We start from the raw sequence: 13798 nt of genomic DNA, 5'->3' as shown, positions 1-13798 counted from the left end.
GTGACTGTGCCCCTGGAGCCCTTCGGGAAGGCGCGCGGCGAACGCGCCGACGCCGCGCGCAACCGCGAGCGCCTGCTCGCGGCGGCCCGCGAGATGATCGCCGAGCAGGGCACCGCGCAGGTGACCATGGACGGCCTCGCCGAACGGGCCGGGCTGGGCAAGGGCACCGTCTTCCGCCGCTTCGGCAGCCGGGCCGGCATCTTCCAGGCCCTGCTCGACGACGACGAGCGCCGCTTCCAGGAGCGGGTCCTGTCCGGTCCGCCGCCGCTGGGGCCGGGGGCCGGTCCCGCCGACCGCCTGATCGCCTACGGGAGCGCCCGCATCCCCTTCCTGCTGGAGCACCACGCGATCGCCCGCGCCGCCGTGGACCGCGCGCTGCCGGTCCCTGCGGGCGCCGCGAGCATGACCCAGCCGCACATCCGCGTGCTGCTGGGCCTGGCCGGCCTGCCCCCGGACCGCGTGTACGGCCTGTCCGTGCAGTTGACCGCCGCGCTGGAGGGACCCCTGCTGCTGTACCTGGCGCAGGACGAGATCCCCGCGCCCCCGGCGCCGGACGACCCCGACCCCCTGGTCGACGGCTGGCGGTTCCTGGTCGAACGCCTCCTCGCCGACTGACCGCCCCGGCGCCGCGCCGCCCGCCCCCGCCCCCGCCGCACCGGCCCGCCCCCGGGGAAGTGCCGGATGTCACCGGTTCCCCATGACGTTCGGCCCGCCCGAGGCATGACGCGGTGTCACTGGCGGGCGCCGCCGCGTGAACGGAGGCTGGAGGCGCGCTCGGCGGCGGCGGTTCCGACCCTCCCCCGCACGCGGAGCGGCAGGCGGACCCGACACGCAGGAGGCGGGATATGGAGCGAAGGTGGAGCGCGGCCCGGAGACCGGTCGCGGTGGTGGTGGCGGTCGGCCTGGCCGGCGCGCTGGGCGCGGCACCGGCCGCGGCCGACGAGCGGGGCGCGGAGCCGGCGGCGGGCGTGGAGTGGGGCGCGTGCCCCGCGGACGTCGCGGAGAACGCCCCCCAACTGGAGTGCGGCCTGGTGCCGGTCCCCCTGGACTACGCCGACCCCGAGGGCACCCAGATCGAGGTCATGATCTCCCGGCTGGCCGGCCCCGACCCGGAGGGCCGGCGCGGGGTGCTGCTGCTCAACCCGGGCGGGCCGGGCGGATCGGGCCTGACGATGCCGGCGGACCTGACCGCCCTGGGCGTGCCCGACAGCGTCACGGACGGCTACGACCTCATCGGCATGGACACCCGCGGGGTCGGGCACTCGACCCCGGTGAGCTGCGGGTTCACCGCCGACCAGGACTACTACGGCAACATCCCCCCGTACGCGGCCGACGACGCGGCGTTCACCGCGCAGGCCGAGCGCGCCGAGGCGGTCGCCGACCAGTGCGCGGCGAACGACACCGGCGGGCTGCTGCGCCACATCTCGACGGCGAACATCGCCCGCGACCTCGACCGCGTCCGGGCCGCCCTCGGCGAGGAGAAGGCCTCCTACTTCGGCCTGTCCTATGGGTCGGCCCTGGGCGCCGCCTACGCCTCGATGTTCCCCGAGCGCACCGACCGGGTCATCCTCGACAGCAACGTCGGCGACACCCACCTCGGCCACGACGGCATGCGCCGGTTCGCCCTCGGCGCCGAGGAGACGTTCCCCGACTTCGCGGAGTGGGTGGCGGCGCGGCACGGCTCCTACGGGCTGGGGCGGACGGCGAAGGAGGTCCGGGCGACCTACTTCACGCTCGCCGAGCGGCTCGACGCGGAGCCGTTCGAGGGGGTCGACGGCGCGGTCTTCCGCCTGGCCTCCTTCGCGGGGCTCTACAGCGAATCGCAGTACGCCTTCACGGCGCGGCTGTGGCAGTCGGTGCACGAATCCGACGCCGCCGCGGTCCGGCGGCACCTGGAGGAGGGCGAACCGTTCGGCCTGCCCGCCGTCGGACCGGCCGCGGCGCCGGCGGAGGCGGTCCCGTCGCCGTACGACAACTTCTGGTCCGCGTTCCTCGCCGTGACCTGCAACGACTCCGACTGGCCCGAGGACGTCGACGCCTACCGGAGCGCCATCGCCGACGACCGCGAGCGGTACCCGCTGTACGGCGCGGCGGCCGCCAACATCACCCCCTGCGCCTTCTGGCCGCACGAGCCCGCCGAGCCGCCGGTGGAGGTCGACGACGACGGCCCGCGCAACGTCCTGATCGTGCAGAACCTGCGCGACCCGGCCACGCCGCACCGCGGCGGGGAGCTGCTGCGCGAGGCGTTCCGGGACCGGTCGCGACTGGTGAGCGTCGACGCGAGCGGGCACGGCGCCTACGTCTACGGCGACAACGCGTGCGCCTGGAACACGGCGACGGCCTTCCTGGTCGACGGCCGGCTCCCGAAGCGGGACACCTCCTGCGCGGCGTCCCCGGCCTCCGCGCTGGGCCTCGACGGGGAGACCGAGCGGTCCCGGGCCGAGGCCCTCGACCGGCTGCCGAGCACCATCTGAGCGCGGACGGCGGAGGCCGTCTCTGAGGCCACCTGACGGGGTGGGGCGGCGCGGCCGCCCCACCCCTTCGGCGCGCCGGGCGGGGCCGCGCCCCGGCCCCGCCCGCTCGACGTCCGGTCGGCGTCCGGTCGGCGTCCGGCCCGGGTCCGCCTCAGCCGGCGCGCGCGGAGCGGATGCCGATCAGCAGCAGGTCCATGATCTCGTCGAAGAAGGCGTTCTCGACGGCGAGCGCGTCGGCGGTGGACACGGCCGCGGACAGCGCCTCGTCGGCGCCGCCGTTCTCGGCCGCCGCCGCGCCCGCGCGCATGGCGACGGTGGTCATGGCCGCGCCGAGCATCTGGTTGGCGATCGCGCGGATGGCCACGGCCTGGGCCTCCTCGGGGACGCCGGAGTCGCCGAGCGCCGCGATGATCCGGCGCGACAGCGCGACGGCGTTCGGCCCGATCAGCGGGCGCACCCCGGCGAGCTCCGCCGCCCAGGCGTGCGCGGTCAGCGCCGCGTAGAAGCGCCGCGCGGTCGTCTTCACCGCGGTGTCCCAGGGCGTGTCGGCGCCGGGCAGGGCGGCGGCGGCCTCGGCCAGGATGCCGTCGACGGCCAGGTCCACCAGGTCCTCGCGGCGCTCCACGTGCCAGTAGAGGCTCGTCGCGTGCACGCCGAGTTCGGCGGCGACCTTGCGCATGGTGAGCGCCGACGCGCCCTCGCGGTCGAGCAGCGCGATGGTTCCGGCGACGATGCGGTCGCGGCTGAGCGCCGGCTTGGACCGGCTGCCGCGTGCGGGGCGGGTGAAGACGCTGTCGGGCTGCTGCGTACTGCGGGGTTCGGCCATGGTCACCAGAATACTCTTGATCATACGTTGTAGGTTTTTCTCCAACAGTGTATGTTCCTGGCCGACGGCAGCACCGCAGCACCCGTCACCTTCCAAGGAGGCCCCCGTGTCCACGTCCACCATCGCCCCCCCGGCCGCTCCCCCGGTCGCCCCCGCCGAGAAGACCGACCTGGCGCGCACCACGACGCTGGACCCGCGCGGCCTGACCGCCTTCCTGGTGATCGCGTTCGCCTTCTCCTGGGGCGTCTGGTGGGCCGGCTCGACCTTCCTGCCCGGCGGTGACCCGATGCCGGCGGTGATCGCCGGCAGCTTCGGCCCCGCCATCGCCGCGGTGATCGTCACCCTCTTCACCCAGGGCCTCTCCGGGGTGGGCGCCCTCTTCCGGCGCTACTCGCCCCGGCGGCGCGGCTGGCGCGGCTGGCTCGGCGCCCTCTCGGTGACGGCCCTGATCACCGCGGCCATCGCGGCGTCGGGGATGGTCCCGGTCTACCTGGACGAGGCGACCATCGACCTGGACGCGCTGCGCGCGGCGGCCGCCCTGGCGCCCGTCAACTTCATCGTCATCGCGCTGGCCGGCGGCGGCAACGAGGAGCTGGGCTGGCGCGGGTTCGCGCTGCCGCGCCTGCAGGGCGCACTGTCCCCGGTGGCGGCCAACACGGTGCTCGGCGGGATCTGGGCCGTGTGGCACGCCCCGCTGTTCTCCATGCCGGGCACCCTCCAGGCCGACATGTACTTCCCCGCCTACGCCCTGCTCTGCGTCGGCCTCACCCTGGTCCTCGGCTTCGTCTTCAACGTCACCCGCGGCGGCGTGCTCCTCGCGGTGCTCGCCCACGCCGCGATCAACGTCATCTCCGGCCTCAAGGGCGCGGCGGTCGGCGACCCCGCCGGCCTGGGCGAGGTCGTCCTGGTCTCCCTGGTCGCGCTGTTCCTGATGGTGGCCACCCGCGGCCGCCTCGGCACCCCCCGGGCCGGGCGCTAACCGCCCGCCGCCCCACCCGAGCGCGCCCCCGACCGTCACCCGACGGGCGGGGGCGCTCGCGTGTGCGCCCCCGGCCTCGGCCGGCGACCGGGTCCGCCGAGCCGACCGGTGTCCGCGGGCGGGTCAGGGGCGGCAGGAGCAGCCGGGGCCGCACGCGCAGCCGCCGGGGGCGGCGGTGGGCGCGGCGGTCAGGGCGATGCCGGACGGGGCGCAGCAGGCGTCGCCGCGCCAGGCCTCGCGGCCCTCCCGGACGGCCAGGACGGCGATCACCAGGGCGGCCGCCGGGTCGGCCCAGGCCCACCCGAGCAGGGCGTTGGCCAGCAGGCCGACGAGCAGCGCGGCGGAGAGGTAGGTGCACAGCAGGGTCTGCTTGGAGTCGGCCACCGCGGTGGCCGAGCCCAGCTCGCGCCCTGCGCGGCGCTGGGCCAGCGACAGGAACGGCATGACCACCACCGACAGGGCGGCCAGCGCGATCCCGGGGACGGAGGGCTCGGCCTCCCCGCCGCCCAGCAGCGCGCGCCCGGCCTCGAAGGCGACGTAGGCGGCCAGGGCGAAGAACGACACGGCGATCACCCGCAGCGCGCGCCGCTCCCGGGCCCGCCGCACCGCTGCGTCGCGGGCGGAGAACTGCCAGGCCACGGCGGCGGCCGAGGACACCTCGATGACCGAGTCCAGGCCGAACCCGATCAGCGCGGCGGAGGAGGCGACGGCGCCGGCGGTGATCGCCACCGCGGCCTCCACGACGTTGTAGCCGATGGTGGCGGCGACGAGCAGCCGGACGCGGCGGGTGAGCACGTCGGCGCGCGTGCGCCGCTGCGGGGATGCGGTGCCGGGTGCCATCAGCAGCAGCCCTTCTCCTCGGCGTCGGCGCAGGTGGTGTCGGCCTCGACGGCCAGGACGGCCGACCGCAGGTCGTCCAGCGCGTGGCCCAGGCGCGCGTCGGCGAGTTCGTAGCGGACCCGGCGGCCGACGGGGACGGCGACGACCAGGCCGCAGTCGCGCAGGCAGGCCAGGTGGTTGGAGAGCCGGGTGCGGCTGATGCCGAGGGCCTCGGCGAGGTCGGCGGGGTGCGCGGGGGCGTCGCGCAGCGCGAGCAGGACCCGGCAGCGGATGGGGTCGGCCAGCGCCCGGCCGAAGCGGGCGAGGGCGTCGATGTCGGTGGCGATCGTGAGCACACCACGAGCGTACACGTTTCCCTGGATTCAGGAAATGATGGATGTCAGCCCCGGCCGGCCGCCGCGGTCCGGCGGCGCGGGATGGACCCTCCCACGGGGGGAGGGTCCACCATGAGGACGTGCACGACGAACTGCTCACCATCGGGCGCTTCGCCCGCCTGTGCCGGCTCAGCGTCAAGCAGCTGCGGCACTACGACGAGACGGGCCTGCTGGCCCCGGTCCGCGTCGACCCCGACTCCGGCTACCGCTACTACTCCCCCGAGCAGGCCCGCGACGCCCTGACCATCGCCCTGCTCCGCGGGATGGACCTCCCCCTGGCCGTGATCGCCCGCGCGCTGGCCGCCGCGCCCGACGCCCGGGCGGAGATCCTGCGCGCCGAGCGCGACCGGCTGGCCGAGCGGATCGACCGCGACCGGGCCCGGTTGGCGCTGCTGGAGCGGCTGACCAAGGGCGGCCTGCCCGGCTGCGAGGTGGCGACGGGCCGGGAGCCGGACCTGCGGCTGGCCGTGGTGCGGACGACCTGCTCCCCCGAGCACATCGGGGAGGCGTTCGGCGCGTGCGTCGGCCGGCTGCTGCCCGCGCTGAAAGCGGCGGGGGCCGCCTGGGAACCGCCGCTGTCGGCGCTGTACCCGCTGGACCTGGCCGAGCGCGTGGAGATCGCGGTCGGGGCGCCGGTACCGCACGGGGACGGGGTGCCCGGCCTGGAGTCGGTGGTGCTGCCCGGCGGCCCGGTGGCCGCGACCGTGCACATCGGGCCCTACGCCCACCTGCCCCTGGCCTACAACGCCCTGTTCGCCGCCGTCCACGGGCGCGGGCTCCGCCCGCGCGGGCCGGTCCGCGAGACCTACCTCGTGGGGCCGGAGGAGGCGCCCGAGGAGGAACTGATGACCCGGTTGACCATCCCCGTCGAGGAGACCACGGCATGACCACGAAGCTCGACGTCGACGCCCGCGGCATGCGGCACTGCGAGACGACCGCCCTGGGGGTGCTCCTGCGGCACCAGGGCCTCGACCTCTCCGAGCCCCTGCTCTTCGGCCTCGGCTCCGGCCTGTCCTTCGTCTACTGGGACGCCCGGAGCATGGACTTCCCCTTCCTCGGAGGGCGGGTGAAACCGTTCGTCCTCACCCGGAACCTGGCCGCCGCGCTCGACCTGGACCTCGAGGTCAAGGAGACCGCCTCCCCGCGCCGGGCGTGGGAGAACGTGGCGGGCCCCATCGGCGCGGGCTCCCCCGTCGGCCTCCAGCTCGACAGCCACCACCTGGACTACTTCGGGTCGAAGGTGCACTTCGGCGGGCACGTCGTCGCCATGTACGGCTACGACGACCGGGACGCCTACCTGGTCGACACCGACCAGCAGGGCGGGGCGGTGACCACCGGCCTGGCGAGCCTGGCCCGCGCCCGGGCCGCGCGCGGCCCGATGACCGCCAAGCACCGCTCCTTCACCCTGACCGTCCCGGGGGGAGCCGCCGCGGCGCGGGCCCGCGTCGCGGCCGCCGTCGTGCCCGCCATCACCGCCTGCGCCGACGCGTTCCTGCACCCGCCCATCGCCAACCTCGGGCACCGCGGCATCGCGAAGGCCGGTCGGCTCGCCCCCACCTGGCTGCGGCGCGCCTCCGACCCGGCGCGGGACCTGCCGCAGGCCGCCATGCTGATGGAGCGGGGCGGCACCGGCGGGGCCCTGTTCCGCAACCTCTACCGCGACTTCCTCGCCGAGTGCGCCGACCTGGTCGGCGGCCCGCACCTGCGCACCGGCCACCGGCTGTACACCGAGGCGGCCGTCCTGTGGACGGAGGTCGCGGCGCTCCTCGCCCGCGCCGGGGAGTCCGGCGACGAGGGCCCCCTGGTCCGCGCGGGTACCGTCCTCGGCGACCTCGCCCGCCTGGAGACCGAGGCCATGCGGGCGCTCCGCAGTCTGGGCGAGGACGCCCCGGGCGCGCCCCGTTCCTGACGCCCCCGCCCGCCGGGCCCGATCAGCGGGGGATCGCGGGTTCGTCGGGGGTGAGGACGGCGCGGGCGATGAGTTCGAGGGTGATGACGATGGCGGCGCTCTCGACGAGCAGCAGCGCGACGAGGACGAACACCTGCACCGCGCCCGCCTCGAACGGGGTCGCGCCGCCCAGCAGCATCCCGACGAACGCGCCGGGGAGCGTGACCAGCCCGACCGTGCGGGTCTGGTCCAGAGCGGGGAGGAGGGCGGCGGCCGCGGCGGGGCGGGCGATCTCGATCGCCGCGTCGCGCGGGAGCAGGCCCAGGGACAGGGCCGCCTCCACCTCGCCCCGCCGGGACCGCAGTTCCTCGGTGACCCGCCGGCCGGCCAGGACCGTCGCCGTGAGGGCGCCGCCGATGAGGATGCCCGCCAGGGGGATGAGCGCCAGCCCCGTGCGCGGGACCAGGCCCACCGCCACCAGCACCGCCAGCACGGGCAGCACCGGGACGGCGATGGACACCGCCGCCCAGGCCCCCGTCCGGCTCGCGGTGATGCGCCGGCCCGCGGTCACCGACGCCACCGCGAGCATGACCGCGACGAAGCACAGTGTCAGCGGGCCGGAGGAGACGACGGAGGCGATGATCAGCGACACCGCCCCCAACTGCACGACCGCGCGCACGCCGGCGCGCAGCACCCCGGCGGCGTGCCCGAGCCGGGCGGCCAGGCAGATGCCCGCCGCGGCGAGCAGCGCCACGGCGATGGCGGCCGCCAGCCCCGGGCCGACCACCAGCAGTTCCCCCGGTCCGCCCATGCCACCCGCCTCCGTGATCGGCCCCGCGCCGGGGCCGGGACCGCACCCCGCGGCCGCCGACAGTACAGCAGGCGCCCGCTGCCGCCGCCCGACCGGGTCAGCCGAGGAGCATGAGGGCGCCCTGGCCGACCATGACCGCGCCGGCGAGGAAGAACAGCGCGGCGGCGCCGATCCGGATGGCGTTCTCGGGGAGCTTCTTGCCGAGGACGGCGCCGATGGCGATGGCGATGGCGTCGGCGGCGACCATGCCGGCGGTGGAGCCGATCCACACGGGCAGCCAGTCGTACTGCGTGCCGATGGCGATGGTGGTCAGCATGGTCTTGTCGCCGAGTTCGGCGATGAGGAACACCGTGAACACGGTGATGAAGACGGACCTGATCCGGCGGGAGGCGGCGCGCTCCTCGTCCTTGTCCGTCATCTCGTCCCCGCGCAGCGTCCACGCGCCGAAGAACAGGAAGGCGACGCCGGCCACGAGGGTGATCCAGTCGGTGGGGAGCGCCGCCCCGAGCACCTCGGCGATGACCACGCTGGCGATGTGGACGACGGCCGTGGCCGCGGTGATGCCGAGGATGACGGTCAGCGCGCGGTAGCGGCTCGCCAGCGACATGGCGACGAGTTGGGTCTTGTCGCCCATTTCAGCGATGAATACGGCGAACGAACTGAAAACAAGGCCGGCGAGAAATGCCGTCATAAAAGAACTCCCTGAGCGTCGTGGGGGTGGAAGGGAGCGGAGTACACCCCTTCGACCCGGTCGCGTCCTCCACCGGGTCGAAGGTCTCGTCCGCCCGGGAATCCGCCGCCGCTCGGGGAGGGGGAGGTCGGGCCCGCGTGACCGGGACCGGGAGGGTCCAGTGTGTCGACCACGCGATCGGGGACTACTCCCCTTCGACGGCCACCACTTTAGGAGACCATTACCGGGATATGCAATTCGTGGGTGCGGCGCATCGATCGGAACGGGAAGTCGAATTCCCGAGTTCGCCGCGCCGAACTCTTCTCCTGGACGGGCCGTCCGCCTTTTCCGCCGCGCCCGTCCGGCGGTCGGACCGGGGGCGCACCGGGACGAACCGGTTATCGTGGTCGCATGCGAGCCAACGCGACCGGACGGGTGCTGCACGACCCCCGGGGCGGGTCGTTCCGGTTCGACGCCGGCGCCGTGTGCCTGGACTTCGCGCACACGGGCGGCGAGGGCCGGTACGCGGTGTTCGAGTCCCTGCACACGCCGGACGACCTGGGCGGATGGCTGGCGCAGCCGCCGCTGGGCGCGGCCGTGACCGAGCCCGTCACGGCCGGGGAGCTGGCCGCGGCCAAGGCCCTCCGCCGGGCCCTCTGGGACGCCGCGCACGCGCGGGCGGCGGGGCGCCCGCTCCCCGCCGGCGCGGTGGCCGCCGTCAACCGGGCCGCCGCCGCGGCTCCGCTGGTCCCCGCGCTGGCCGCCGACGGGGCGTCGGCGGGGTGGGCCGCGCCGGTGCGCGCGTCGCAGGCGCTGTCGACCCTGGCGCGCGAGGCGATCGACCTGCTGACCGGCCCGCTGGCGGGGCGCATCCGCGAGTGCGCGAGCGACGACTGCCCGCTGGTGTTCGTGGACTCCTCGCGCCCAGGGCAGCGCCGCTGGTGCTCGATGGAGCGGTGCGGCAACCGCCACAAGCTCCGCGCCCTGCGCGCCCGGCGCGCCTCCCCCGCCTGACCCGGCCGCCCCGCGCCGCACGGACGCGGTGCCCGAACGCGCGCGGCCGCGGCCGGGGCCGTCGCCGCGGGCGGCCCGTTGCGGGCGGCACGCCCGGCGGGCGCCGGGCCGCCCGGGGTCAGCCGGCGCGGCCGTCCGCCCTGGCGCGCACGTCCGGGTCGCCGACCGGGCCCCCGCGTACGCCTACGTCTTCAGCGACCCCTCCGCCCCCACGCCGAGCGGGAGCCCCCTCCCCGACCACGTCCGGCCGGCCACCGCGCACGGGGCGGAGGTCTTCTCCCTGTTCGACTTCGCCGACGCGCCGGAGCCCACCGCCGAACAGCGGGCGCCGGCGGACCGGATGATCGGCTACTGGGGCCGGTTCGCCCGGACCGGCGACCCCAACGGCGGGGGCGCCCCGGTGTGGCCGCGCGTCGGCTCCGCGTCCACCGCGCTCGGGATCGCCCCGGACGCCGTCGGGCCGATCGACATGGGGGACGAGCACGGCTGCGGCCTCTGGTCCGGCGTCTGACCCCGGCCCCCCGGCCCCGCCTCCGGCCGCCCCCGCCCGCCCCGCACCCGCGGCGGCGGGCGGGGGCGCGCGGTGTGACCCGATGCACTGGGAGCAACGTTGCACTCAGTGCATCGATCTGCGTACCGTGGCAGGGTGGACAAGCAGCGCAAACCGCCCGCACGCGACCGGCGTGACGCGCTCAAGGCGCGGCACCGCCGGGCCATCGTCGACGCCGCGTCGGCGCTGGTCGGCGAGCTGGAGGGCACGCACTTCACCGTCGACCAGCTGGCGGAGCGGGCCGACGTGTCGCGGCGGACGGTCTTCAACCACTTCGGCTCCCTGGACGACATCGTCCTGGAGGTGTTCGCCGAGATGCTGGAGACGATCGTCGACGGCATCGAGGACAGCATGGCCGCGGCCGCCGACGGCCGCGCGGACGGCATGTTCGACGAGTTCGCCGCCGCGCTGCGCGAGACCGACCTGGTCACGGCCATCACCCGGCTCAAGCGCCTCCTCCGCCGGGAGGGGCGCGAACCCACCCCGAGCCAGGCGGGCCTGTTCACGCGGGCCCTCAACGACGTGAGCGCCCGGCTGGCGTCGATGGTGCGGCGCCGCCACCCCGACGCCGACCCGCTCGTGGTCGACCTGATGTGCGGCGCCCTCGTCAGCGGCGGCGCCGTCGTGGTCCAGCACTGGGAGCAGGCAACGGGCGGCGTCGACACCGAGGCGTCCCGCCGGGTCTGGACCGAGCTGCTGGACCGCATGATCTCCGTGAACCGCGACGGATACGGGTCCGTCGCGTCCGCGACGTCCTGAGCGCAGGCGCGCTCCCCTCCCACGTTTGCAGGGACCCATGGCTGAACTTCTCTACCGACTCGGGCGCGCGGCGGCAGGCCGCGCCACGACCGTGATCGCGGTATGGCTGGCGCTCCTCGCGATGGCCGGTACCGCCTACTTCCTCTTCGGCGGGCAGCTCAAGGACAGCTTCTCCATCCCCGGCACCCCCACCGACGAGGTCAACCAGACGCTGAAGGCGGAGTTCGACGGGATGGGCGGCGGTGCGGGCACCGTCGTCTACCGGACCGAGGACGGCTCGGCCTTCACCGAGGAGCAGCGGGAGGCCATCGCCGCCCGCGCGGCGGACGCGGCCGGGCTCGACGGGGTCGAGGACGCCGTCGACCCGTTCGCCATGGAGGCCGACCGGGCCGAGCAGGCGGACCGGATCGAGGAGGGCCGGGCCGAGATCGAGGACGGCCGGGAGCAGCTGGAGGAGGGCCAGGAGGAGCTCGACTCCGGCCGCGAGCAGGCCGAGGCCGCCGGGATGCTCGACCAGCTCGAAGAGGGGCTGGACGCGCAGCAGGCCGAGATCGACGCGGGCCGCGAGGACCTGGACGACGCGAGCCGCGAGCTGGAGCAGGGCGCCGACCTGATGGAGATGTCCGAGGGCATCCGCATGGTCTCCGAGGACGGCGACACCGCCCTGGTCAACATCGCCTTCACCCAGGCCCAGGAGGAGGTCCCCCAGGAGACCCGCGACGCCGTGATGGCGGTCTTCGCCGACGACCCCGTCGAGGGCACCACGGTGGACTTCGCCAACGACATCGCCATGACCATGCCCCAGCTGGTCGGCCCCGCCGAGGTGATCGGCCTGGTCGTGGCGGCGGTCGTGCTGGTCGTCATGCTCGGCACCCTGATCGGGGCCGGGCTGCCCATCCTGACCGCGCTGGTCGGTGTCGGCCTGGCCACCGCCACCGCGATGTCGCTGTCCGGCGTGCTGGAGATGGCGTCGGTGACGCCGATCCTCGGGCTGATGCTCGGCCTGGCGGTCGGCATCGACTACGCGCTGTTCATCGTCAACCGGCACCGCCGCCAGCTCAAGCAGGGCGTGGAGATCGGCGAGTCCATCGGCCTGGCCAACGGGACCGCGGGCAACGCCGTGGTGTTCGCCGGGACGACCGTCCTCATCGCACTGCTCGGCCTCAACCTGACGGGCATCGGCTTCCTCGGCCTCATGGGCACGGTGGGCGCCATCGCGATCTTCGTGGCCGTGCTCGTCGCGGTCACCCTGGTGCCGGCCCTGCTGGCCCTGGTCGGGCCGCGCATCCTGTCCCGCCGCGAGCGCGCGCGGCACGGCGCCGACGGCGCGGACGACGCCCCCTCCGGGTCGCGGGCCGCCGGCCCGAAGCCGATGTCGCTCGGCTCCGCCCTGGCGCGGACCGCCGCCGCGGCGATCGCCCTCGGCGTCATCGCCCTGCCGGCCCTGGACCTGCGGGTGGGCATGCCGGACGGCTCCTCGGAGCCGCACGAGTCGACCCAGCACCGCGCCTATACCGCCATCTCCGAGGAGTTCGGCGAGGGGCAGAACGGCCCGCTGCTGGTGGCGGCGCGGCTGCCCGGCGGCCCCACCGACGACGCCGCCGAGGCGAACGCGGTGGACTACCAGTACCAGGTCGCCGAGGAGCTGTACTCGCGGGACGGCGTCGCCGCCGTGGCGCCCATCGACGTCAACGAGGACGGCACGCTCGCCATCTTCCAGGTCCTCCCCGAGGAGGGCCCGTCGAGCCCGCTGACCACCGAGCTGGTGCACACCTTCCGCGACATGGAGCCGATCCACGGGACCGGGACGCTGGGCGTCGCGGGCATGGCCAGCGGCAACATCGACATCTCCGAGACGCTCAGCAGCGCGCTGCCGGTCTACCTGACGGTGGTGGTCGGCCTGTCGCTGGTCATCCTGCTGCTGGTGTTCCGCTCGCTGTACGTGCCGGTGGTGGCCACGCTCGGGTTCATCCTGTCCTACTTCGCCGCCCTGGGCGGCGTGGTGGCCGTCTACCAGTGGGGCTGGCTGGGCGCGGTGATCGGACTGGAGACCCCCGGGCCGGTGCTGAACTTCCTGCCCACGCTGCTGGCCGGCATCCTGTTCGGCCTGGCGATGGACTACATGCTGTTCATCGGCACGGGCATGCGCGAGGCCTACGTCCACGGGGCGTCGGCGCGCGACGCCGTCGCCCAAGGGTTCCGGGCCGGGCGGTCGGTGGTGACCGCTGCGGCGATCATCATGATCTCGGTGTTCGGCGGGTTCATCTTCTCCGAGACCATGATGATCAGCTCGATGGGCTTCGCGCTCGCCTTCGGCGTGCTGCTCGACGCGTTCGTCGTCCGGATGCTGCTGATCCCCGCGCTCATGCGCCTGGCCGGCGACGCCGCCTGGTGGCTGCCGAAGTGGCTCGACCGCATCCTGCCCGACGTCGACGTGGAGGGCTCCGCGCTGGAGCGGCGCCACCTGCACACGGAGGACGCGCGGGGCGGTGACGGACCGGCCGCCGGCACGGCGCCGCCGGTGCCCGACCCGTCCGACGACCCGGTCCCGTCCGGGCGGCGGTAGCGCGCACGGCCGGGCGAGGGCCCGGGGGCGACCGCCCCCGGGCCCTC

Annotated in this window: 14 protein-coding genes; 9 read left to right on the top strand and 5 right to left on the bottom strand. The window is 75.4% G+C overall.

Going from position 1 to position 13798, the window contains the following annotated elements:
- Both NT8_RS14150 and NT8_RS14145 read left to right on the top strand, forming a co-directional pair.
- A complete protein-coding gene (locus NT8_RS14150) occupies positions 1-615 on the top strand; it encodes a TetR/AcrR family transcriptional regulator (RefSeq protein WP_067969006.1) in 615 nt (204 codons plus the stop codon).
- Positions 616-845: 230 nt separating this feature from the next.
- Positions 846-2474 carry an alpha/beta hydrolase gene (locus NT8_RS14145; protein WP_174549571.1) on the top strand — a complete coding sequence of 543 codons (1629 nt, stop codon included), beginning with the start codon at positions 846-848 and terminating at the stop codon, positions 2472-2474.
- A gap of 151 nt (positions 2475-2625) precedes the next feature.
- Here NT8_RS14145 and NT8_RS14140 read toward each other — a convergent pair whose 3' ends face one another.
- Positions 2626-3312, bottom strand: coding sequence for a TetR/AcrR family transcriptional regulator C-terminal domain-containing protein (locus tag NT8_RS14140; protein ID WP_394326582.1), 687 nt, complete (start codon positions 3310-3312; stop codon positions 2626-2628).
- A gap of 94 nt (positions 3313-3406) precedes the next feature.
- Between NT8_RS14140 and NT8_RS14135 the strand changes: the two genes are divergently transcribed.
- Positions 3407-4279: a CPBP family intramembrane glutamic endopeptidase gene (locus NT8_RS14135; RefSeq protein ID WP_067969003.1), complete on the top strand. Its 873-nt coding sequence runs from the start codon at positions 3407-3409 to the stop codon at positions 4277-4279.
- 123 nt (positions 4280-4402) lie between these two features.
- Here NT8_RS14135 and NT8_RS14130 read toward each other — a convergent pair whose 3' ends face one another.
- Positions 4403-5119, bottom strand: coding sequence for a cation transporter (locus tag NT8_RS14130; protein ID WP_067968999.1), 717 nt, complete (start codon positions 5117-5119; stop codon positions 4403-4405).
- Positions 5119-5454: an ArsR/SmtB family transcription factor gene (locus NT8_RS14125; protein WP_067968997.1), complete on the bottom strand. Its 336-nt coding sequence runs from the start codon at positions 5452-5454 to the stop codon at positions 5119-5121. The genes NT8_RS14130 and NT8_RS14125 overlap by 1 nt, the downstream gene beginning before the upstream one ends.
- Before the next feature lie 119 nt (positions 5455-5573).
- Here NT8_RS14125 and NT8_RS14120 point away from each other — a divergent pair, with 119 nt between their 5' ends.
- Together NT8_RS14120 and NT8_RS14115 are read left to right on the top strand one after the other, a co-directional pair.
- Positions 5574-6380 (top strand): MerR family transcriptional regulator, encoded by an 807-nt coding sequence (locus tag NT8_RS14120; RefSeq protein ID WP_067968994.1) that lies wholly within the window; start codon positions 5574-5576, stop codon positions 6378-6380.
- Positions 6377-7402 (top strand): BtrH N-terminal domain-containing protein, encoded by a 1026-nt coding sequence (locus tag NT8_RS14115; protein ID WP_067968992.1) that lies wholly within the window; start codon positions 6377-6379, stop codon positions 7400-7402. Before NT8_RS14120 ends, NT8_RS14115 begins: the two co-directional genes overlap by 4 nt.
- A 22-nt stretch (positions 7403-7424) precedes the next feature.
- Here the strand turns inward: NT8_RS14115 and NT8_RS14110 are convergent, their stop codons facing one another.
- Both NT8_RS14110 and NT8_RS14105 read right to left on the bottom strand, forming a co-directional pair.
- Positions 7425-8192, bottom strand: coding sequence for an ABC transporter permease (locus NT8_RS14110; RefSeq protein ID WP_067968990.1), 768 nt, complete (start codon positions 8190-8192; stop codon positions 7425-7427).
- Between the two features lie 97 nt (positions 8193-8289).
- Positions 8290-8883 carry a TMEM165/GDT1 family protein gene (locus tag NT8_RS14105; RefSeq protein ID WP_067968986.1) on the bottom strand — a complete coding sequence of 198 codons (594 nt, stop codon included), beginning with the start codon at positions 8881-8883 and terminating at the stop codon, positions 8290-8292.
- 390 nt (positions 8884-9273) lie between these two features.
- Here NT8_RS14105 and NT8_RS14100 point away from each other — a divergent pair, with 390 nt between their 5' ends.
- From NT8_RS14100 to NT8_RS14085, 4 genes are all read left to right on the top strand, one after another.
- Positions 9274-9876, top strand: coding sequence for a CGNR zinc finger domain-containing protein (locus tag NT8_RS14100; RefSeq protein WP_067968983.1), 603 nt, complete (start codon positions 9274-9276; stop codon positions 9874-9876).
- Positions 9877-9904: 28 nt separating this feature from the next.
- On the top strand, positions 9905-10387 hold the full coding sequence (locus tag NT8_RS29350) for a carboxylesterase family protein (protein WP_067968980.1): 483 nt from the start codon (positions 9905-9907) through the stop codon (positions 10385-10387).
- A gap of 135 nt (positions 10388-10522) precedes the next feature.
- Positions 10523-11185, top strand: a complete 663-nt coding sequence (locus NT8_RS14090; RefSeq protein ID WP_067968976.1) for a TetR/AcrR family transcriptional regulator — start codon at positions 10523-10525, stop codon at positions 11183-11185.
- Positions 11186-11222: 37 nt separating this feature from the next.
- A complete protein-coding gene (locus tag NT8_RS14085; RefSeq protein ID WP_067968973.1) occupies positions 11223-13751 on the top strand; it encodes an MMPL family transporter in 2529 nt (842 codons plus the stop codon).
- Positions 13752-13798 lie beyond the last annotated feature (47 nt).

The sequence above is a fragment of the Nocardiopsis trehalosi NBRC 14201 genome, from assembly GCF_001552555.1.
Taxonomy (GTDB): domain Bacteria; phylum Actinomycetota; class Actinomycetes; order Streptosporangiales; family Streptosporangiaceae; genus Nocardiopsis_B; species Nocardiopsis_B trehalosi.
Note: the sequence above shows the minus strand (reverse complement) of the source record. Positions and strands in the feature narration are given on the sequence as shown.